Annotated in this window: 7 protein-coding genes; 2 read left to right on the top strand and 5 right to left on the bottom strand. The window is 68.0% G+C overall.

Annotated elements, in window-relative coordinates; genetic code table 11:
- Positions 1-364 precede the first annotated feature (364 nt).
- Together CAP40_RS10145 and CAP40_RS10140 are read left to right on the top strand one after the other, a co-directional pair.
- Positions 365-1,318, top strand: a complete 954-nt coding sequence (locus CAP40_RS10145; RefSeq protein WP_179188053.1) for a helix-turn-helix transcriptional regulator — start codon at positions 365-367, stop codon at positions 1,316-1,318.
- 163 nt (positions 1,319-1,481) lie between these two features.
- A complete protein-coding gene (locus CAP40_RS10140) occupies positions 1,482-14,921 on the top strand; it encodes an autotransporter-associated beta strand repeat-containing protein (protein ID WP_086129324.1) in 13,440 nt (4,479 codons plus the stop codon).
- Positions 14,922-15,075: 154 nt separating this feature from the next.
- Here the strand turns inward: CAP40_RS10140 and CAP40_RS10135 are convergent, their stop codons facing one another.
- From CAP40_RS10135 to CAP40_RS10115, 5 genes are all read right to left on the bottom strand, one after another.
- Positions 15,076-16,281, bottom strand: a complete 1,206-nt coding sequence (locus CAP40_RS10135) for a DUF1501 domain-containing protein (protein WP_218822131.1) — start codon at positions 16,279-16,281, stop codon at positions 15,076-15,078.
- Positions 16,282-16,299: 18 nt separating this feature from the next.
- Complete coding sequence (locus CAP40_RS10130) at positions 16,300-17,787, bottom strand: DUF1800 domain-containing protein (RefSeq protein WP_256924121.1); 1,488 nt, start codon at positions 17,785-17,787, stop codon at positions 16,300-16,302.
- A 222-nt stretch (positions 17,788-18,009) separates the two neighbouring features.
- Positions 18,010-19,599 carry a long-chain-fatty-acid--CoA ligase gene (locus CAP40_RS10125; protein WP_086129429.1) on the bottom strand — a complete coding sequence of 530 codons (1,590 nt, stop codon included), beginning with the start codon at positions 19,597-19,599 and terminating at the stop codon, positions 18,010-18,012.
- Positions 19,600-19,613: 14 nt separating this feature from the next.
- Entirely contained in the window at positions 19,614-21,188 is a 1,575-nt protein-coding gene (locus tag CAP40_RS10120) for a hypothetical protein (protein WP_256924120.1), read from the bottom strand.
- 44 nt (positions 21,189-21,232) lie between these two features.
- Positions 21,233-24,016: a TonB-dependent receptor domain-containing protein gene (locus CAP40_RS10115; RefSeq protein ID WP_086129320.1), complete on the bottom strand. Its 2,784-nt coding sequence runs from the start codon at positions 24,014-24,016 to the stop codon at positions 21,233-21,235.
- Positions 24,017-24,290 lie beyond the last annotated feature (274 nt).

Here is a 24,290-nt window from a genome sequence, read left to right as displayed (position 1 = left end):
ATTCACGAAGCCCCCTTTTATGATATGTTGCATCATATCCTTCAGGCTTCGTATTTTCGCGGCCACTGCGTGTCAACCACTCGCAGGCAGCCACACGCCGGCACATCCCTCTGTCCGCTCATGCAGCGTGATCCTCGCCGGGTCCCGGCGCTCCGCAACGTCGGCCATGATCAGCGCCGCGCCCGCAGCTCGATCGCCGGCGTCGTCCCTTGCGGATGAAGATTAATTCTTGGTAACATTTGCGTCACTTCAGGGCACATTCACAAAATCTGCGTGCAGCTGAATCTTCCCAGCTGTAGTGTAAATCGCTTAAATGCCGGGAATCGAATGGAAACCTGGAAACAAAGCAACTCCGGAGCGTGATTTGGCATCACATCCCGTCCATGTTTACCGTTACACGACCGCAGATATTGCCCCCAGCGAGCGCTTTGACGCATGGCAGGGCCACTGGCCGAATGTCGGCCCGCTCTTCAGCACCGAACCCCTGGAAGCGTTCCGCGTATCGAGCGAACTCGTGCGGCTGGGCGAGATCGGTTTCATGTATACCGACATCTCCTCGCAACGCTGGAAGCGCGACAAGCGGCTGGTCGACATCGGGCGGAACTCGATAGCGGTCGCCGTGAACCTGGACGGCAAGGCAGCCGGCATCGCGGGCAGGAACGACTGGGTGCAGATGCCGGGCGCCGCGGTGCTCGTCGACCATGGCCAGACATCGCTCCACGATTCCGCCGGCGGGCGCAGTATCGGCTTTTCCGTGCCGCGCCACCTGGCGACCGAGGCGGGACTGGATGTCGCCAGCTTGCACGGCATGGTGCTGAGCCCGGCGGAAAGCGCCATGCTCACCTCGCACATGCTTCAGGTGCGCGAGGCCCTGCCCCGCTTCGGCGAGGAAGATGCCGCCCGGCTCGGCAGGTCGATGCTCGACATGCTGATTCTGACGTTGAAGGGCGCCAATCGCGGCGAGGCACCGGGCTTCCGCGAGGATCCCGCCACGCTGCTGCTGCGCACCCGCAAGGAGATCCAGGAACATCTCGGCTCGCCGGGCCTGACGATCACCAATCTCTGCCGCAAGCTGGGCGTGTCGCGCAGCACCTTGCACCGGCTGTTCGAGGAGAGCGGCGGCGTGCAGGCCTATATCCGCGACATGCGGCTGGAAGCGGCACGCCAGGCCTTGCTCAACCCCGAAAATCCCGAACGGATCGGCGATATCGCCGAGCGGCTCGGCTTCAGCGACGCCGCGCATCTGAGCCGTCTGTTCAAGGCCCGCTTCGACGAAACCCCCAGCGATTGCCGCGCGCGGAGCATGCTAAGCCGCTGATGTCCCAACGCGGGACCCGTGCCGCCGTGCGACATCGATCCAAATCGGTGAGACGGGCGTTCAACAGCAAAATCCCCGCCCGGGCCTAAGGAATTCCCCATGTCTGCCGTGTGTCCCGATGAGTCGGGGCCCACGGTCCTTAGGATTTTCGGGGGCTTCTGAAATGATCGATCGTGGCAATGGCGCGCGTGCGTCCAAGGCGGTTTCCGTGCGCGTGGGCCGCGAGGCGCTGTTGCGCAAGGCACTGCTCGGTTCAACGGCGCTGATCGGCATTGCCCTCGCCACGCCGGCGCTGGCCCAGTCGACCTACCCCACGGACGGCGGCACGATCTCGGGCACGGGCACCTATACCGATGCGACCGGCACCGGTGGCGGCGTGACGGTGACCAACACGGTCAACGCCGGCATCGTCATGACCGATGTCACGATCAACAACACCACCGGCGACCCCAACGGCATCGCCTACAAGCAGGTCGCCGCCGGCGGCCAGAGCGCGGTCCTCTTCACCGCGGGCACCAACGCGCTTCGCAGCGACCAGAACGGCGCGGCGCTGTCGCTGCAGGCCGCAAATGGCAATGTCACCTGGGCCATCGGCCAGTTCGATGACTCCTCGACCACCGACCTCACCGCCACCTATGGCGCCTATCTGATCGCCACCGGCTTCGTGAACGTCGTCGATTTCGGCACCATCAGCAGCCTGCGCAACGTCACCGCCGACGGCGCCGGCGTGGCGGGCATCTATGCCAGCTCCAGCGGCTCCACGGTGAACCTGTCGCTGAAGGCACCGGTCATCTCGGGCTTCGCCACGGGCATCTCCGCGATTTCGGCCGCGGGCGCCGTCGTCACCACCACTGGCGGCTCGATCAGCACCCTGGCCAGCGGCACCGGGATCAGCGCGACCGCGAGCAACGCCGGGGCCCCGGTCATGGTCAGCTCGGGTTCGGCGATCAGCACCAGCATCGCCGGCATCGGCATCAACGCCGCGTCGAACAACAGCGCCACCAGCGTGATCACCACTGCGGGCGGCACGATCAATGGCGGCAGCACCGGCATCCAGGTGAATGCCGCCCTGACCGGCCAGAGCAGCACCGTGACGGTGGGCGCCGCGATCGGCAATTCGACGCGCCCGAGCTCCGGCGTGGTGTTCCAGGGCACCGGCGTGGTCGGCGGCACCAACACCGTCAACGCCAACGCCAATATCAGCAGCGGCACCGGCTTCGCCGCGATCGGTTCCAACACCATCAACACGGATCTCGCCGTGAACGTGGCGTCGGGCGTGACCGTCGCTTCGCAGGGCTCCTTCGCGATCCGCGCCGGTCGCAACATCACCGTGGTCAACAACGGCACGGTCAGCGCGACCAGCGGCGCCGGAACCGGCGTGAGCAATTCCCAGGCGCCCTCCACCCTCAGCGTGACCAACAACGGCGCGATGAGCGCCGGCAAGACCGTGGTGGACGGACAAGGAACCACCAACGTCACCAATGCCGGCACGATCACCGCGACCAACGGCATGGCGATTTATTCGGGCCGCGGCGGCACGATCACCAATAATGCCGGCGCCACCATCACCGGCGGTTCCGACGCGACCACCGGCTGGGCGGTTCGCTTCGACAGCAGCACCTTCTCCGGGGGCCAGGTGCTCGCAAACAACGGCACCATCACCGGTGGCGGCGCCGGTGCGATCCGGCTCGACGCCACCACCGCCTCGTTGCTCAACTTCAATGCCGGGTCGACCACGAACGGCCTGATCCAGATCACCGGCAGCGGCCCGACCACCACCAGCCTGGCCGGCACGCTGAACGGCAATTACAACGCCGGCGCCGCCACCGGCGCCCAGAACTTCACGCTCGGCGCGACCGGCGCGATGCAGGGCGCGACCTTCGGCTCGGGCAACGACACCTTCACCTGGGGCGGCGGCGCCATCGGCGGCACCGTCGATGCCGGCACGGGCACGGACACCTTCGCGGTCGATATCGGTTCCACGACCAACCGCACGATCAACCAGAACAGCTTCTTCGCCAACATCGTCAATTTCGACGCCTATAGCCTCGTCTCCGGCAACCTGACCCTCACCGGCAGCCGCGACGGCGGCCCGGGCTGGACGGTGGCGGGCGGCAACGCGACGATGCTCGCCCTCAACGGCGCGCTGACCAATGTCGCGGGCAATGCGGTTACGCTCACCACTGCCGACCTGATGTTCATCCAGGCGGGCGCGCAGCTGAGCGCGACCGGCGACGTCATCTATTCGACCGCGACCGGCAACAACATCCAGAACAGCGGCACGATCACCTCGGGCACCGGCATGTCTTCGGGCATCGCGATCGGCAGCGGCACGGTCGATAACTTCGGCCTGATCACCTATGCCGCCGGCGGCTTGAGCGCGACCCAGGGCAACGGCGTTTTCGCCAGCGCCAACCAGCTCAGCCTCGTCAACCATGCCGGCGCGAGCATCTATGGCCGCTGGGACGGCGCGCGCGCGAACAACGGCGCCTATATCGTCAATGACGGCCTGATCCAGGGCGACCGCTTCGCCGGCGTCGAGATCAGCGGCACCAGCGTGGTCTTCAACAACGCCACCGGCCGCATCTATGGCGCGACGAGCGAAGGCGCGGGCGTGCTGATCAACAGCGGCAGCGTGCAGGTCACCAACGCATCCGGCGGCCAGATCGTCGGTGCGGGCTATGCCGGCATCTACAATGGCGGCACCGGCCTGCTGAGCGTGAGCAATGCCGGCAAGATCGCCACCGGCACGCTCGACGGCTCGAACAACTATGTCCAGGGCGGCACCACCACGGCGATCCGCAGCGCCACCGCCAACATCACCAATAGCGGCCTGATCGAAGGCGCATCGGGCGGTATCCAGGCCAGCAGCGACCTCACCCTCGTCAACACCGGCATGATCCACGGGACCGGGACCGGGACGCTCAATCTCGACGCCGTCTATGTCGGCGGCGTGGCGAACATCCTGAACGCCGGCACGATCAGCGAGGGCAGCGGCGCGGCCATCCATGCCAATGCCGGCGGCACGATCACCAATGCAGTGGGCGCCACGCTGGGCGGCGGCACCATCCCCACTTCCGGCACCGCTGTCTTCCTGAACGGCGGCACGTTCAACAATTATGGCCAGGCGGGCAGCGGGACCGGCACTGCCGTGATCACCGACAATGCCGGCGGCACGATCAACCTGTTCGCCGGCTCGGCCGCGGGCAGCATCACCGGCGGCGCCGGCAACGACACGCTGGCGATCTACAACGGCCAGACCAACGCCAGCGCGGTCACGCAAAGCTATACCGACGCAGTGACCGGCGCGGCGGGCAGCGTGACGCTGCAGAACAGCGGCACGCTGGCGGCGGCGATGTTCGGCGCGATCGACCTGGGCGGCGGCAACAATATACTGCAGCTGCGCGGCGCGGGCACCGGTGCCCAGGCGGGCAGCTTCTCGCTCGCCACCGCGACCGGCGCGGGGACCATCACCAAGCTCGACGGCGGCACCTGGACTCTCTCCGGCGTGGCGGCGGTGCCCGGTATCACCGTCAACGCCAATGGCGGCATGCTGAGCTTCCAGGGCACCAGCGGCGTCGGCACGATCAACGTCAATGGCGGCATCCTGCGCGCCAACGGCGCCGGCGCGTTCGGCGGCGCGGCCGTCCACATGCTCACCTCGAACGTGCAGTTCGGCGCATCCGGCGTCTATGCGAACAGCTTCGTGCTCGACATTCCGGCAGTGCTGAACGGCCAGCCGGTCGTGTTCGAGAACCTGTTCGGCGGCAACGCCATCCTGAGCGGCAACATCAGCTCGGGCAGCGGCACCAACGCCGCCGGCCAGGCGATCGGCACCTCGCAGGCCGTGACCTTCGCCGGCATCGGGGGCAGCCTCTTCAACCTGACCGGCACCAACAGCTGGACCGGCACCACGACGATCAACTCGGGCGTGACCGCGCGCGGCTCGACCACCGCGATCTCGGGCAGCGACATCGTCAACAACGGCACCGTCACCTATGCCCAGTCGGGCAGCAGCTCGAGCGGCAGGGTGATCTCGGGCAGCGGCGCGCTGCGGCTGGAGAGCGGCCAGGTCACGCTGACCGGGGCCAACACTTATACCGGCGGCACGACCGTCGCCGGCGGCCGCCTGCAGGTGGGCGACGGCACCACCAACGGCCGCATCACCGGCGCCATCACCGTCGATTCGGGCGGCACGCTGATCTTCAGCCGCAACGACAATTACGACTTCGCCAGCGCGATCAGCGGCGCGGGCGACGTCCAGGCGCTCGGCACGGTCACGCTGAGCGGCCCGATCACCAACACCGGCGCATTCAACATCAACTCGGCCACCGGCGGCACGGTCACGCTCACCGGCGCGCGCAGCGGCGCGTACAGCGGCGGCGCCACTGCCGCCGCTGTCACCCTGGGCGGCGCCAACAACATCCTGCGCGTCGGCCAGAGCGGCACGATCGCGGGCGGCCAGTATCTCGGCGTCTATCTTGGCGGCACCGGGAACGGCGTCGACAATTTCGGCACGATCAGCAACACCGCCACCGCCCTCGACCAGGACTGGGGCAGCGCGATCGGCGTCGCCGCGACCAGCGGCACCTCGATCATCAACAATGGCTCGGCCAGCAACGCCACCGCGACGATCAGCGGCCGGAATACCGGCATCAACCATCTCGGCTCGGACGGCGTGATCGCCACCGGCCTGCTGTCGGTCAACAATTACGGCCTGATCGCCAGCAACCTCGCCAACGCGATCGAGAACCAGAACGGCTCGGGCAACCTCACCGTCACCAACTACGGCACCGGCAGGATCGTCGGCCAGGGCAATGCCGGCGGCACGAACGGCTATGGCATCTACGCGGCCGGCTCGGGCGGGCTCGGCCTCACCAATGCCGGCCTCATCGTCGGCCGCGTCGGCGGCGTCCTCACCGGCAGCGCGGCCAGCATCACCAACAGCGGCACGATCGCGGCGGGCACGCTCTCGGGCGGCACCAGCGGCACGCTGGTCGCAGGCGGCGGCAACGGCATCCAGGCGGTGGGCGGCACGATCACCAACCAGGCGGGCGGCGTGATCCGCGGCTCGTTCCTGGGCGGCAACGGCAGCGACACCAACGCAATCACCTCGACCGCGGCGACCACCATCAACAATTCCGGCCAGATCCTGGGCGTCGCGTTCGGCTCGACCTCGAATGTTCGCACCAACGGCGTCTATGTCTCGGGCGGCGCCGGCAAGGTGACCAACTATGCCACCGGCCTGATCACCGGCGGCTGGGACGGCGTATACGTCACGGCGGGCGGCACGGTGACCAATTCGGGCGCGATCGCCGGCTATCAATATTATGGCGTCGAGAACGCCAGCACCCTGACCAACAATGCCGGCGGCCGTATCCTGGGCGTCACCGGTGGCGCGTCGATGCAGGCGGGCGGCATCGTCAACAACAGCGGCCTGATCGCCGCGGCGACGTACAACGCGTCGACCGACACTTACACCCCCAGCGCCGGCACCGGCATCACGCTGAGCTCGGGCAGCGTCTCCAACCAGTATAACGGCACGATCAGCGGTGCCTCCGGTATCACTGCGACCGGCACGCTGGGCCTGGGCAACACCGGCACCATCACCGCCACGACGAACGCGGGCGTGAACCTGCTGGGCACCGGCAACACCATCTACAACTGGGGCACGATCACCGGCGGCACCAATGCGACGCTGGGCTATGGGGTGCGCTTCGTCCCCGCCGCCGGGGGCACGCTCAACAACCAGTCGGGCGGCCTGATCAGCGGCACCGCCGGCGGCGTCTATTCGGGAAGCGCAAGCGTGTCCGTCGACAATGGCGGTACCCTCGTCGGCACCGGCACGGGCAGCCGCGGCGTCTATCAGCAGTTCGGCAACGCCGTAGTCACCAACCAGGCGAGCGGCGTGATCGTCGGCCAGGGCTGGGGCGTCCAGGGCGGCGCCACCGCGAACATCAACAATGCCGGCTTCATCGGCGCGGGCACGCTTTCGGGCGGCACCTCCGGCACCTTCACGGCGAACGGCACCGGCAGCGGCGTCGTCTTCAATGGCGGCTACCTCACCAACGGTGTCGGCGCGACGATCGTCGGCGGCAACTACGGCGTCTATTCAGGCGGCACCACCGCGGTGAACATAAACAACAGCGGCACGATCACCGGCGGCAATTATGCGATCTACCTGACCGGCAATAACGACAACACGATCAGCCTCTATGCCGGCTCGGTCACCAATGGCGCGATCGTGCTCGGCAACGGCAACGACACGGTCAACTGGTATGGCGGCAGCTTCACCAGCATCCAAGCCGACGCCATCGGCTTCGACAGGTTCAACGCCAGCGTCTCCACCCCGACCACGCTCGACCTCACCAAGGTCCGCAATTTCAAGCAGCTCTCCCTCAATGGCGGCGATCTGACGCTGACCGGCGCGTCGGCCAACATCGGCGGCTGGACCGTCACCGACGGCACGCTGACGCTCGACGGCACCGTCCAGATCGGCAGCGACGGCACGGCCGTCACCCTGGCCAACAGCGGCACGAGCCTGACCATCGCGCATGGCGCCACGGTGATCGGCAACCTGGGCAACGGCGTCTTCGCCCAGGCCGGCACCACCGTGACCAATGCCGGACTGATCCGCTCGACCGACGCCGACTATAGCGGCGTCGCCATGCTCGGCGGCACGCTCGGGAACCAGGCCGGCAGCCTGATCGTCGCCGAAGGCAATGGCGTCACCGTCTCGGCCGGCGCAAGCACGATCACCAATGCCGGCATCATCGTCGGCCGCACCGGCGGCGTGATCGGCAGCGACGACTATCAGACGCTGAACAACACCGGCATCATCGCCGTCGGCACCGCGGCCAATACGGTCACCCAATATTGGCAGATCAACCAGGACTACAGCACCGGCGACGGCGTCCGGTTCACGGCCGGCGGCACGGTGACCAACACCCGCGGCGCCAACAATGGCGGCACCATCGTCGGCGGCGCCAACGGCCTGGTCATCACGGGCGGCGCGGCGACGATCGTGAACTCCGGCACCATCCAGGGCAATACCGGCTACGGCGTCTCGCTGGACACGGCGGCGGGCCAGACCTCGACGATCACCAACCTTATGAGCGGCGCGTTCGTCGGCACCACGGGCGCGGTGCTGCTCTCCGGCGACGGCACGGTCAACATGACCAACGAGGTCGGCTCGGCGATGTATGGCAGCATCGTCTCGACCGGCAACGGCACGCGCAAACTCGACCTGTCGGGCATCGTCTATGGCGATTACGACGCCAGGTCGGGCGCCGGCACCGACAACGTCATCATGCGCTCCGGCCAGATCCGCAATGTGTACCTGGGCGACGGCGACGACAGCTTCACCTATTTCGGCGGCACGATCAGCGGCATCGTCGACGGCGGCGCGGGCTACGACAAGCTGTTCGCCGATTTCGGCGCCGGACAGAGCTACAATGTCAGCCTGGCCAACTTCATCAACTTCGACAGCATCGGCCTGGTCTCCGGCGACATGACGCTGACCGGCCCGAGCAACGATCCCAACCAGGCGATCTACGCCGGCATCGGCGGCGCGCCCGCGGGCACGATCACCTTCGACGGCACGAGCGGCCTCACCGGCGACATCTATGTCAATGGCGGCGCGATCCGTGCGGCAACGGCGGGCGCCTTCGGCACGGGCACGATCCACATGATCGACCCGACCGCGACCTTCGGCGCCACCGGCAGCTATGCCAACAACATCTCGCTGGAAGTGGTCACCCCGTCCTCGGCCAACCCGTCGACGCTGAACGCCGATGCGGGCGTGACCGCGACGCTGACCGGCGCGATCACCACCGGCGCCGGCGCAGGCGTCGATCCGAGCCAGGACCTGGTGATCGGCGGCCAGGGCACCATCGTGCTGACCAACACCGCCAACCGCTGGACGGGCACCACCATTGTCAACCTGGGCGCGACGCTCCAGGGCGCCAGCGACACGATCTCGGGCTCCGCCATCGTCAACAACGGCACCCTCGCCTATCAGCAGGCCTATAGCGGCACCGTCTCGCAGAACATCACCGGCAACGGCAATGTGCGCGTGGGCGGGCTGGCGGCCGGCAACACCCTCACCTTCTCCGGCACCAACAGCTTCAACGGCTCGATCCTGATACAGGACGCATCGAGAGTCGCGATCAGCGGCGCGACCGGCACCGGCGCTTATGTGAGCGTCGATCTGGGCGCGGACGCCAGCCGCCTCGATGTGGCGGCGACGGGCAGCCTGACCAGCAGCAATATCGCTGTGACTGCCTATGGCGCGAACCAGAGCGTGCACAATCTCGGCTCTATCACCAGCACCGGCAACGCGGCCGTGTATCTGAGTGGTGCCAACGCGCTGCTCGACAATGACGGCACCGTCAGCGGCACTCGCGGTGTCTATGGCGATGCCGCCAATATCAAGCTGATCAACGGCGCCCACGGCACGATCACCGGCAATACCAACAACGCGGTGTACCTCGCCCAGGGCGGCACGATCGACAATTCGGGCACGATCCAGTCGCGCAACGGCTACCCCGCCGTCTATGTCGGCAGCGGCGCAGCCACGATCACCAACAATGCCGGCGGCCTGATCACCAGCCAGGGCACCACCGTGGCACTGTACGATGCCGGCTCGAAGCTGACCAACGCGGGCAGCGTGACGTCGCGCGATGAGACCGCAGTCTATCTGGGCGCGGGCGGCACGGTCATCAACTCGGGCGGCCTCACCGGCGGCACCGGCGGCTACGGCCTGTGGACCAGCGGGGGTGGCAGTTTCACCAACCAGTCGGGCGGCACGATCACCGGCGGCCTGGGCGGCATGTATCTCGACGGCACCGGCACGATCACGGTCAATCTCGACGCGGGCTCGACCACCGGCAAGATCTTCTCCGGCGGCACCGGCGACCGCGTGGTCAACATCTCGGGCACGCTCAACGGCGGCTATGCCGGCGGCACGGGCGACGACCGGATCACGCTCGACACCAGCGCGATCGTGACCGGCGTCCTGGATGGCGGCTATGCGGGCAACAACACGCTGACGCTGACGGGCAGCGGAACGGCAACGCTGGGCGACGTGATGAACTTCGGGAGCGCGGCCAAGTCGGGCAGCGGCACCTGGACCCTCTCGGCCCCGACGAGCATGACCTCGTGGACGATCGCCGACGGCACGCTGCTGCTCTCGGGCGGCAACGCCATCGACGATACGGCCACGGTGTCCATGACCGGCGGCACGCTGCAGCTGGGCGCGTCGGAAGCGATCGGCAGCCTGTCGGGAACCGGCGCGGTGTCGCTTGGCGCCAACGCGCTGACCCTGCTCGGCAACGACACCAACTTTGCGGGCGCGATCTCGGGCAGCGGCAACCTGGTGATCGCCGGCGCTGCCACCCTGTCGGGCGCCAATGCCTATACCGGCCAGACCGTGGTGGCGGGCACGCTCACGCTCGGTGCCTCGAACGTGCTGGCCGACAGCTCGACGCTGGTCGTCCGGGCCGGAAGCACGGTCGACCTGGGCGCGAACAGCGACACGGTGGCCATCGCCGCCATCGCCGGCACGCTGGCGGGTTCGGGCACGCTGACCGCCAGCGAATATGAGCTGACCGGCGCGACGGTGAACGCCAATCTGGGCGCGGGCCCCGTCTACAATCTGAGCGGCACGTCGACGCTGAACGGCACTGCCGGCGGCGACATCACGGTCCGGGGCGGCACGCTGGCGCTCGGCGCGGCAAACCGCCTGGCCGACACCGCCAATGTCGCCGTCGCATCGGGCGCGACGCTGGATGTCGGCGCGTATAGCGACACGATCGGCGCCCTCGGTCTCAACGGCACGCTGGCCGGCACCGGCACGCTGACCGCCAGCCAGTACCAGCTGACCGGCGCGATCGTGAACGCCAACCTCGGTGCAGGCACATTGTTCAACCTGGGTGGCAGCTCGACGCTGAACGGCAATGCGGCAGGGCCGCTCGTCATCCAGGCCGGCACGCTGAGCCTGAACGGCACCGCCGGGGGCGACGTCGCCGTCAATGGCGGCACCCTGGCGCTCGGCGCATCGAACCGCCTGGCCGACACCGCCAATGTCGCCGTCGCATCGGGCGCGACGCTGGATATCGGCGCATACAGCGACACGGTGGGCCTGCTCGGCCTGAACGGCACGCTGGCCGGCACCGGCACGCTGACCGCCAGCCAGTATCAGCTGACCGGCGCTACCGTGAACGCCAATCTGGGCGCGGGCACGCTGTTCAACCTGGCCGGCAGCTCGACCCTCAACGGCAATGCGGCAGGGCCGCTCGTCGTGCAGGCCGGCACGCTGAGCCTGAACGGCACCGCGGGCGGCGATGTCGCCGTCAATGCCGGCACCCTGGTGCTCGGCGCGGCGAACCGCCTGGCCGACACCGCCAATGTCGCTGTCGCCTCGGGCGCCACGCTGGATATCGGCGCATATACCGACACGATCGGCCTGCTCGGTCTCAACGGCGCGCTGGCCGGCACCGGCACGCTGACTGCCAGCCAGTATCAGCTCACCGGCGCGACCGTGAACGCCAATCTGGGCGCGGGCACGCTGTTCAACCTGGGCGGCAGCTCGACGCTCAACGGCAACGCGGCAGGTCCGCTCGTCGTGCAGGCCGGCACGCTGACGCTGAACGGCACCGCCGGAGGCGATGTCGCCGTCAATGCCGGCACCCTGGCGCTCGGCGCGGCAAACCGCCTGGCCGACACCGCCAATGTCGCTGTCGCCTCGGGCGCAACGCTGGATATCGGCGCGAACAGCGACACGGTGGGCATCTTCGCGCTCGGCGGCACGCTGGCCGGCACCGGCACGCTGACCGCCAGCCAATATCAGCTGACCGGCGCAATCATGAACGCCAATCTGGGCGCGGGCACGCTGTTCAACCTGGGTGGTAGCTCGACGCTCAACGGCAACGCGGCAGGTCCGCTCGTCATCCAGGCCGGCACGCTGAGCCTGAACGGCACCGCGGGCGGCGATGTTGCCGTCAATGGCGGCACCTTGGCGCTCGGCGCATCGAACCGCCTGGCCGACACCGCCAATGTCGCCGTGGCCTCGGGCGCAACGCTCAACCTCGGCGCGTACAGCGACACGGTCGGCCTGCTCGGCCTGAACGGAACGCTGGCCGGCACCGGCACCCTCACCGCCAGCCAGTACCAGCTGACCGGCGCGATCGTGAACGCCAACCTCGGTGCAGGCACATTGTTCAACCTGGGCGGCAGCTCGACGCTCAACGGCAACGCGGCAGGTCCGCTCGTCATCCAGGCCGGCACGCTGAGCCTGAACGGCACCGCGGGCGGCGATGTTGCCGTCAATGGCGGCACCCTGGCGCTCGGCGCGGCAAACCGCCTGGCCGACACCGCCAATGTCACCGTCGCCTCGAGTGCCACGCTGGATATCGGCGCGTACAGCGACACGGTCGGCCTGCTCGGCCTGAACGGCACGCTTGCCGGCACCGGCACGCTGACCGCCAGCCAGTACCAGCTCACCGGCGCGACCGTGAACGCCAGCCTCGGCGCGGGCACGCTCTACAACATGGGCGGCACCTCGGTGCTGACCGGCACGGCGGCCGCGAACACCGTCACCGTACAGGCCGGCACGCTGCGCCTGGGGGCCAGCGACCGCCTGGCCGACGGCGCGACGATCGGAGTCGCCTCGGGCGCGGCCTTCGACCTGGCCAACTATAACGAGACCATCGCCAGCATCTCCGGCCCCGGCACGATCGCGCTGGGCACCGGCCGCCTGACCCTGGCGAGCGGTTCCAACTCGGCCTTTGGCGGCGCGATCACCGGATCGGGCTCGATCGACAAGCAGGGCATCGGCACGCTGACGCTGGCCGGCAGCTTCGCCACCACCGGGCGCTTCGACGTGTCGGCGGGCACCCTCGCCTTCTCCGGCGCCACCCAGGGCGGCATGCGCGTCCAGGGCGGTACGCTGATCGGCGGCGGCACGCTGGCGGGCGCGCTGACGATCAACTCGGGCACCTTCTCGCCGGGTGGCCTCGCCACCGGCGCGCTGGGCGCGATCAACCCGATCGGCAGCTTCACCGTGGGCAGCCTGGCCGTCAGCGGCGGCACCCTGCTCTTCGATTTCGGCGGCACGAGCCTGAACTTCGCTTCGGACAGCATCAAGGTGAACGGCGCGGCCACGCTCACGGGCGGCTCGGTGCAGGTCAACGCGCTGACCGCGGCGGCAAGCGACTATCGCTTCAACCAGCTCTACACCATCGTCCAGGCGAACGCCCTCACCGGCACCTTCGCCAACGGCTCGGTGTTCGCCACCGTGGCGAGCAACCCGAACCTGAAGTGGCGCCTGCGCTACGATCTGGTCGCCAACGCAGTCGTCCTCCAGGTGCAGAAGAACATGGAGTTCAACGACGGCGTGGCGGCGGGCGACACCAACACGCTCGCCGTCGCCAATGCGCTCGGCAACTCCACCACCGGCAACGCCTCGGATCAATGGGCGGCGACGCTCAACACGATCACTTCGCTCGACACCCAGCAGCGCGTCGCGGCGTTCAGGACCTTCAGCGGCGAAGCCCTCGCCAATGTCTCGACCGCGACGATTTCGGCGAACAATCTGTTCACCGACCTGCTCCGCCGGCGCGTGGGCGACGGCAGCGATGCGCTGATCGGCGGCGGGTTCGCCGGCGCGAGCCTGGCCGATGTCCGCACCACCAGCACGGCGGGCAACGGCTTCGCCAGCGCACTCTCCGGCGCGACGCTGCCGGGCGGCGACAATGGCGATACGGGCAATGGCGGCGTCTGGGGCCAGGTCTATGGCGGCTATCAGAAGCTGCTGGGCGGCAGCGTGCATGCCGGCCTCGACACCACCGTGGCGGGCGTCGCCATGGGCGTGGAGACCCGGCTGGACGGCTTCACCGCGGGCATCGCCGGCGGCGTCGCCCAGATCGATGCGGATATGGACAGCCGCGCCTCGACGGTGAGCGGCAACCAGTATCAGCTGGGCGGCTATCTGAGCTACGATGCGGGCAGCGCCTTCGTCGCCGCCTCGGGCAGCTGGTATTCGAGCGACCTGAACAGCAAGCGCACGCTGGCCATCGGCACCACCACGGCGCTCGCCACCGGCGACATCCACGCCACCGGCTATTCGGTGGGCGTCTCCGGCGGCTTCCGCACCGAGTTCGCGAACGGCCTGCGCCTTGCCCTGATCGGCAGCGCAAGCAAGGTCCGCGACCAGCGCGACGGCTTTGCCGAGAATGCAACCGGCGGCCTGGGCCTGCAGATGGCATCGGCCAACCGCGACCTGTTCACCGCAGGCGCGGAGCTGCGCCTCGGCGCGAGGGTGAAGACCGGCGGGGGCACGGCGATGCCCTGGGTCAGCATGGGCGTCCGCTACAATTCGGGCGATCTCGATACCGTGGGCACCGTCCGCTTCTCGGGTGCGCCGAGCGGCACCGGTGGCTTCGGCGTGAGCGGCGTGCGGATCGCCCCGGTGCTCGGCACGCTGGGCGTGGGCATCGATGCCCGGGCCAGCAAGAATGTCCGCCTGGGCATCGCGCTGGAAGGCTCGGCGGGCGAGAACACCCGCGAGGGCCGCGCATCGGTCCGCGTGAAGATCGGTTTCTGACGACAGTCGGCGCCACGGTGCGGAGGGTTTGGAATCCCGCTCCGCACCGTGGCGCCGTTGCGGGCCTCACTCGGGGGGGCCGAGAGCCCGGGCAGGAAGACTGCACGGGCTCTCTTGTCATCCGTCGCCGTCGCCATCCTCGTCCGGCGCGCCGTCAGACCAGCTTCAGGTCGGCCGGCCGCGCCTGAGGAAAGACCGTCGCCATCCGGTCGGCCGACAGCCCATATTGCCGCGCGACCAGCCCGCCGATCAGCGCGCGGTAATCGGTCAGCACCGGCAAGTCGCGCGCCTGGTTGAGCGTCGCGGCCGACACCGCCACCTGCGGACCCGCCATCCGGCCGCCCGCAATGTCGCCGCCCATCACCCAATAGATGCTGCCATGGCCATGATCGGTGCCCTTGTCTCCGTTCTCGCGGAAGGTGCGGCCGAATTCGGAGACGACGACCACGGTGGTCGATCCCCAGGCCCTGGCGCCGATCGCGTCGACGAAACCGGCCAGGCCGCGTCCGAGTTCGCCGATCCGGTCGGCCAGATAGCCGGTCGCGTTGCCCTGGTTGACGTGCGTATCCCATCCGCCGACATCGACGAACGCCAGGTTGAACCGGTCACGCATCAGCGCGCCGATGCGCCGGGCCGAAAGTTCGAACCCCTTGCTGCTCACCGCACCGCGGCCAGCCGCCTTCATTTCCTCGTCGAGCGTCTCGAACACGGTCTCGCGCACATGGAAGCCCTGGGCGACCGACTGCGCGAGCTGCCCTTGCTTGCCGTACATCGACTCGATGATCGCCGTCTGGCGCCGATCGATCGGCTTGCCGACATTCGCGAGCCCGAGATTGGGCACCGGCACGGGATCGCCGCGGAAGCACAGCGGCAACTGATCGGTGAAGGCGATGGGCCGGTCGTCCCTGCCCAGCATCTGCGCCAGGCGAGCCAGGAAGCCGGAGCCATAGTTGCGCGAGCCGCCGACGGGCTGGCCCAATTCTATCGTGTCCTGCGTCTCGAAATGGCTGCGGCTCAGGTCGTCGGTGCCGGCGAACGGCACGAACGCGATCTGCCGCTGCCGCCATAGCGGAAGGATGCTTTCCTTGAGCGCGGGATGCAGGCTCCAGTCGCCGTCCAGGGGCAATGCCGCCTTCGGATCGGCGGGATTGGGCCTGGCGAGCGCGATCGTCGGGCGCGACTGGTAATAGAAATCGCTGCCCGTCGGGACGATGATGCTCGTCGCGTCATAGGCGCCCCGCAGGAACACGACGAGCAGCCGGCTGCCGGCCTGCGGCGCGGCAAAGGCACGGCCGGCCACGATCGCCGGCGCGAACGCGGCCGCACCCTTCAGAAGATCTCGACGTTGGATAGGCGGCATCGCGACATCTCCTGCCGTTCAACGGTGCATGAATTCGGGGGAGGACAGGAACAGCGCGTTCCACTCCTGCGGCGAGGTCGCCTTGGCCAGGGCGTCGCGCGTCGGCTGGCCCAGCGTGGTGCCTAGCCCGCCGAAATAGAGCGCATTCTGCAGCTGCGGAAAGGCCGGCTGGTCGGCGGTGGCGCCCGGCGGGCGAAACAGGCCGGCCGATCCGCCACCGATCTGGCGGGCGATGTCGAACCGCGTCGCCATCTGGCCGGGGCCGGACCAGGCGTCCGACCGCATGTCATAGCCGTCGGGCGTCTCGTGGTTGTACAGCCCTTCGCCCATCCGGTTGAGCCAGCCGACGATCGGCTGGGTGTTGAGGATCACCCGGTCGCCATAGGCGTAGCGCACGGCCGATATCGCATAATGGGCCGGATCCTTGAACACCGTCCCGAGCGAGGCCCTGAACCCCGGCGCCCCGATCATCGCGCGCAGCACCCTGGCGATGTCGCCATCGCTGTGCCGGAACGCCTGCTCCATGCGCGCCACGACGTCCGCGGGGGGCGCATCGCCCATGAAATAGGTCGCGATCTGGAGCGAAACGTGATGCGCGGTCGCGGGCGAGGAAGCGATCAGGTCGAGCGCTTCCGCAACCTCGGCGAAACCACGCCCCTTGATATCGTGCCCCAGGAAATGCTTGTCGCCGAAATCGTGGCGCGCGGGATTGAATTCGAACAGGCCGGCGCGGACGTAGAGCGGTTGCCATTGCGGCTTCAGCTTGGGCGGATCGGGCTTCAGGTCGACGCCGACGCCGGTCAGGATCCGCGCCAGTTCCTGCACGTCCTGCTGCGAATAGCCGGAGCCCACGCCCATCGTGTGCAGCTCCATGATCTCGCGCGCGTAATTCTCGTTGATGTGCCCCGCCGCATTCTGGTCGTTGTCGAGATAGCGCAGCATCGCGGGATGGCGCAGCGTCGCTTCGAGCAGGTCACGGAACTTGCCCAGCGCGCGGGCATGGATCGTGTCTTCATAGTCGCCGACCATGGCGCGGATGTCGCGCTTCGGCGCGTGGACGTTGAAATGGTTGAACCAGAACCACGTCATCTGCTCGCGCAACTGATCCGGGGCGTAGAGCGCACGCAGGATCGACCTGGTGCGCGCTTCGTCGGCAAGCACGTTCATGTCCTTCTGATAGGCGTCGCGTGCCGCCTTGCGCTGGTCGGGATCGGTCAGCGCGTTGGCGGCGCGGATCGCGGAATCCTCCTCGACGACCAGTTGCGCCATCGGCTCGCGGACGATGCGCATCGCATCCACCTGGCGCTGCGCGTCGGGCGGAAGCGCCTCGGGACCGTCGCGCAACTGCGCGTCGAGCCAGCGGCCGGCATCGGGCACGGTGCCGGCGCGGGAGGCGGCCGAACCTTCGACACCCCAGGTCAGCCTGTCTGCCCAGGCCAGATTCTTGACGGGAATGCCGGTGGTCTGCGCCTGCAGCGGCGGCGCCGACACTGCAAAAAGGGCCACGAGAACCGTACGGATGCGCAGCTGAACTCTCATCATCGGCCGACGATTCCCGAGCGAGCGGCCAGTGCGACGCTGCCTGCCGGACCCGCCGGATCCACAAGGCCCTTGCGCTTCACCGGCGCGATTCATTGCCCGCAATGTGCGCGTTCCAAAATGAACCGGCGCTGTCCGGAAGGCGCGTGCGGACGGGAATCGGGCCGCTAGCCGGTCAACCCCCGGCGCTCATATCGTCGTGGCAGGCTCCACCGCATCGGTGGCCAGGCGCGCGCGGAGCGTCCGCTTGTCCACCTTGCCGACGCTGGTCCGCGGAAGGGTTTCAAGCACGAGGACTCGTTCGGGAACGGCGTATCTGCTCAGACGCCCGGCATCGACATGGCGCATCAGGCCTTCCCGCAACAGCTCGGCGCTCGGTGGGCCGCCTGAAGCGGCCGCGACGACGAAGGCGACCGGCCGCTCGCCCCATTTGCCATCCGGCACTCCGATGATCGCAGCCTCCGCCACCCCGGGCAGCTCCATGAGAAGCGCCTCGATGGCGATCGAGGAAACCCATTCCCCTCCGGTCTTGATCACGTCCTTGAGGCGATCGACGATCCGGATGGCCCCGTCCTCGTCCGTGGCGGCGACGTCTCCGGTGTGCAGCCAGCCGCCTTCCCAAAGCGCATCGGAAGCGGCCTGGGAACCATAGCCCTGGGTGAGCCAGGGCGCGCGCAGCAGCAGTTCGCCCCCGCGCGCCGCGTCCACCCGCGCCTGGACCAGCGGAATGGGAAAGCCGGCGCGGCAAAGTTCCGCGACATCGCCGCCCGGTGCGCGGGCAAGCGCAACGACGGGCCCGGTCTCCGACATCCCGAAGCCGACCAGCGTCGACAGGCCGGCGCGCGCCGCCTCTTCCGCCAGCGCGGGCGCCAGGGCCGAGCCGCCGATGATCACCGTCCAGGGGCCAAGCGTCTCCCCATCGTCCCGCGCATCGAGCAGCATTCTCAGGATCGTCGGCACGCAGTGCGAGAAGCTGACCCGCTCGCGCGCCTTCAGCGCCAGCAGGCGCCTTGGATCATAGCGCCCCGGATAGACCTGCTTCAGCCCGAGCATGGTCGCGACGAACGGCAAGCCCCATGCATGGACATGGAACATCGGCGTCATCGGCATGTAGACGTCGCCACGCCGGAGGCCCTGGCCGGTCGGCTGGTTGGCCAGGGTGGTCGCCAGCGCCAGGGTGTGGAGAACGAGCTGCCGGTGGCTGAAGAAGACCTGCTTGGGGTTGCCCGTGGTGCCGGTGGTATGAAATGTGGTGGCGATCGCGTTCTCGTCGAAATCCTCGAACCGGAAGGACGGCGCGGTCGCCGCGATCAGCGCCTCATAGCTGTCCGCCTTCGCATCTTCCTCCATCGGGATCGCACCGCGGATCGCGGAAAGATTCGGCCGGATCGCATCGAACAGCGGCGCGAAATCCGCGTGATGGAGCACGAACACGGCGCCGGATTCGCGCAATGTGTATTCGATCTGCGCGGGCGACAGCCGGACGTTCACGGTCTGCAGGACCGCGCCCATCATCGGGATCGCGAAATAGCATTCGAGATAGCGATGGCTGTCCCAATCCATCACCGCAACCGTATCGCCGGCCTGCACCCCGCGCTCGGAAAGCAGCGTCGCAAGGCGAGTCACGCGATCGAGCAACGCGTCATAGGTGAGGCGCCACTGGCCGCTCACGATCTCCGCCGACGTCTGCTGCGCGACATTGGCGAGCAGATGGCGAAGCAGGAGCGGATAGGCATAGGCATCCTCCGCCGGGGTCGTCAGGATTCTCGGGGTGCCCATGGTTTCTCCGGCGGTCATTGCGATCGGTTGGACGTGGTGCGCCGTGGCGGGCGGCAGGGGCCGCGCTTGCTGGTGTCCGTCCCGGTCACCGGCTTTGCGCCAAGGCTGGGATCGCCGCCCTTGAGCTTCGCCATCGGAACCTTGTCCGCCTGGCGGATGACATCGGCGAGCATCGCCGTCTGGCGCACGGCCAGCCCGGCGTCCAGCTTGTCGATATGGCCGTTGGGCGCGATGCTCAGCAGGTAGCTGGGGCCGCCGATCAGCCCCATGTGCGGAACGCCGCTTTCATGGAACACCACGCCCGTCGTGACTCCCGGCCCCGGCTCGACGCCGTGCCGCAACAAGTCGTGCCGCTTGATGCCCGCCACCACGATGTCGGTCAGCGGGCCGGCCGAGGTCGGGCAGTTCATATATTCATTGTGCCCGGTGGGCGCATAGCCCTTGCCGGGGATATCCAGCCACTCGCTCGAGCCCAGATGCTCGATCGTGAACGCCGCCGCCGCGCGCTTCATGAGTTCCGGATGCGCCAGCGCCCAGCCCGGTGCCTCCGGCATCTCGCCCGTCATATGGCCGGGCCAGCCCGCGAAGACGATGCTTCGGCGCAGCCGCTCGCCCTTGGGCAGGCTCGCAAAGTGGCGCGCGAGGTGCAGCATGGTGATGCAGCCATTCTCCTCGACGAAATTCTGGCCGTCGGTGTGGGTGTCGACGATCATCACCTCGTCGCTTTCGCCGGGCAGGATCGCGGTGAGCTGCGGCACGTCGCCCGTCGTCCATTCGGCGTCGAGGGTGAGGTGCGCCGTCCTGCCGGCCTTGGCCGCGCGGCGGAGCTCCTCGCCCGCGTCCTGGCCGACGAAAAGCGCCGGCAGCTTCGGCCGATAATGCGAGGCATGGGGAGAGTAATTGCCCTCGATCATCGCCGAGGAGACGTCCATGATGATCGCGACGCCGGCAACGCCGCGCGCGGCCAGCGCGTCGAGCTGGAATGCCGGGGTCGTCCACAGCCGGTGATAGGGCGTGTCGAGCGAGGCCGACTTCGGTTCATCGCCGATATGGACGAAGTGCGGATGGGTCAGGCTCCCCATCGTCAGGCGCGGAAGCTGCCCGTCGAAGACGAGGATGCTACCCTTTGGAAAGTCCGGCAACGCATCGGGACCGGTCGGCTTCAGCAAGCCGCCATAGACGAGCGGCCCGGTGACGCCCTCCGGGCCGGTGGGCGCCGAGCGGACGAAGAAGGTGACCTTGGCGATGGGCCGTCGCACGCCATCGTCCAACACATCGAGGCTGACGCGCCTGGGATCCCAGCGCCGATAGCTGTACGATTCGCACGGCCCGAGCATGAGGCCGGCGTCCTGGAACTGGCCGGCCATCCAGTCGACGAATGCCAGGTGGTTGGCGTTGCCGGGAAGCCGGGGACCGAAGTCGACCATCTGCTGATAGTCCCGCCGGATATCCGCGGCGGACGGCAGCGGCACCGGTGCCCGGCGGGGCCGGCCGGCCCCGAACGCGCGGCCCGCGGCACTGGCGCTGGCCAGCGCGCAAGCGGCGGCAAGGAGCGCGCTCCGGCGGGAAATGAGCGATGGGTCATGCATGCGGACGATCTCCCATTCAGATTCGGCAGCGATCTCTCGCCTGGTCAGAATTTGATGTTCACACCCGCCGTGAACTGGCGTCCAGTCACGTCGTAGAGCAGCGGATTGGTGGGGATGAACGTGAAGAGCGTGCCGTTCGGCGCCAGCGGCGGGGCGCGATCGAACAGGTTGTTTACGGTCAGGAAGAAGCGATAGCCGTCCTTGAGCCGCACCGCGGCGGTCAGATCGGTATAGAAGACCGACTTCACGCGATTGTTCTCGATGGTCCTGGGTTCCACGCGCGTGACGTCATAGGTCCCCGCGCCGATGAACCGCTCCTGCACGAAGAGTTCGACCGGTCCGCTCTTCCACTCCGCGCTGCCCGTCGCGCTCCAGCGCGGATTGGCGCTGAGGCCGACTTCCCCCGCCCGGTCGATCGATGGGCCGTTGCTGATGTCCTGCCGCTGCTTGTCGAGATAGCTGGCGATGAACCGCACGCTCGCCGCCCCGCCAAGGACCTGCCCGCGCGGCCGGTAACCGAGCTCGATGTCGAGGCCGGATGTCGCCAGCCGGTTGAGGTTCAGGGTCGGCGACTCGATCCGCGTGATCTGTCCCGCCGTGTTGCGCGTGATGTTCGCGCAGAGGCTTGTGGCGCCCGCAAGGCACTGATTCAGGGTCAGTTGCGGTGTGAGCGACGAGATGATGCCGGCGATGTCGATGGAATAATAATCGACCGACAAGGTGAGCCCCGGCGCGAAGGCGGGGCTCAGGACGATGCCCGCGGTATAGGTATCGGCCTTTTCCGGCTGCAGCGACGGGTTGCCGCGCGCCGCCTGGACGATGGGCACGGTGATGCCGTTCTCGATCACCGAGCCGGTGTTCTGCACGATCCCGGCGAACAGCTCCGGCACGTTGGGCGCGCGGATATCGCGCGAGGCGGTGCCGCGCAGGCGCACCCCGGCGACCGGCTCCCAGACCGCGCCGGCCTTCCAGGTCGTCACTCCGCCGCTGGTGCTGTAGTTGGTGTATCGCACGGCGCCGTTGATATCGAGCGCATGGAGGAAGGGCAGATCGCGGGCGAGCGGCACCGCCGCCTCCGCGAACACTTCCCACAGATGGTACGCGCCCTTCACCGGAAAGACGTTGGTGAGCAGCCAGCCGCCGGGCTGGTTCTGATAGGCCGGGGGAAAGCCGCGGATGCCGGTGGCGTCGTTGATGCTCTGGGCGATATCGTCGGCAACCTGGTTCAGCGCGACGCGACGATACTGGCCACCGGCCGCGATCGAGACCGGGCCTGCCCAGGTGGAGAAAGGCTGCGCGCGCAGCGAAAGGTCGGCGACGTCCTGGGTGAAGTTGGTGGTGTAGCTCGAAGCGCCCTCGACATAGGCTATGGCGGCCTGGGAAGGTGCGCCGGCGCCGAACAGGTTGATCGGAACGCAGCCCGGATACAGCCCCGGATTGGTGAGCGTGACCCGGCAGACGATCTGGTTGGTGGCGGGATCGCGCACCGCGTCCGCCGCGGCATAGAGGCGCTCGAGCGCGACATTGTTGTAGGTCCGGATGTTCGTCCGGTTCCTGCCATGCTCGAAATAGCCCTCGATCTGGAGGCCGCCCGCCCCGGCGAAGCGGAACCCGCCGGTGAGATCGAGCGTGCGCGCCCGCGCCGTCGCGTTCGCCGGCTCCCCGAAGTCGAAATTGACCCGACCCATCGCAAACGCAGGCGTGTTCGTGTCGGTCAGGACCTGCTGGACCGCCGGATTCAGAAAGGCGTTGCCACTGAAGATGGTGAAGCCGTTGAAGCCGCCGGGGTTGAACTGCTGGGCCTGGTTGTAGTGGTTGCGCGCCAGCGCCAGGCTGCCCTGGGCGTAGAGCGTGAGCGACGGCGTGACGTCGAACTCCGCGTGCCCGAAATAGCTGCGGGTGGTGACGTCGGCGGAAAGATTGCTGAACACCTGGGCGCCGTCGCCGCCGACCTGGATCAGCCCCGATTGCGCCGACCCGCGCGAATAGGGAACCAGCGTCCCGCCGGGGGCGAATTGCTGGAACGCCAGCGGACCGCTCAGGATCAGGCCGCCGGGGGACGCAGTCGACGACCGCAGATCGTTCCGAAAGATCAGCTGCCCGGGAACGGCCGGGTTGCTGAGGAAACCGGTGCCGCGCCGCCCCCAGTCCCGATCGCCGACGCTCTGGATGCCGCCCATCTCGAAGTAAGTGGCGCTGGCCACGATCCGCCCGCGTCCCTCCGCGAAGGATTGGCCGGCGGTGATGCTGGCCTTGTAGGTCGGGGCGTCTCCCTTGTCGGAGATGCCGGCCTGCGCCGTCGCCTTGATCCCGGTGAAGCGCGTGTCGAGCACGAAGTTCACGACGCCGGCCACGGCATCGGACCCATAGGCAGCCGAGGCGCCGCCGGTCACGATGTCGACGCGCTTCACCAGTTCCTGCGGGAACAGATTGATGTCGGTCGAACCGTCGCGGGACGAGGGTGCCGCCCGGCGGCCGTCGATGAGCACCAGCGTGCGCTGCACCCCGAGGTTGCGAAGGTTGAGATAGCTTCCGGACTGCGGCCCCACCGCCCCCGTGAAGGCGCCCGCGGGACGCGTCGATCCGCGGAACGACGGCAGCTGGTTGAGCGCCTCGCCGATCAGGCCGGGCTGGGCCTTGGCCAGGTCCTCGGCAGCCATGACCGTTACCGGCGTCGGCGCCTGCGATCCGTCGCGGATCGCCCGCGATCCGGTGACGACGATATCGGCACTTCCGGCGGAGGCCGCCCCCGCATCCGCCTGCGAATCCTGCGGCGGTGCCTCTCCCGGCGCATTCGCCACGGATTGCGCATATGCGGGAACCGCCATCAGCGCCGCCGAGCATGCGGACGCAAACAATATCGGCCTGATCATTGACCGCCCCTTTCCAGCTTGGGCGCGACCATCGTCGTCTGCCCGTCCTCTCCATCCAAAGAACTCCGCCAATAGCCGGCCCGAGTCAATATCTTTCTTTTGTTAGGAAGGAATATGTTTCACGATCACCCCGCCCCCGAGGCGAAGCGCCTCCGGATCGGGACTGAATCTATTTTCTTTCCTGGGAAAAAGTGCCTACCGAAGACCGGAAGATCGAGCATCGGCTCGA

The sequence above is a fragment of the Sphingomonas sp. IBVSS2 genome, assembly GCF_002127225.1.
Lineage (GTDB): Bacteria > Pseudomonadota > Alphaproteobacteria > Sphingomonadales > Sphingomonadaceae > Sphingomonas.
This window is presented reverse-complemented; position numbering and strand designations above follow the sequence as displayed.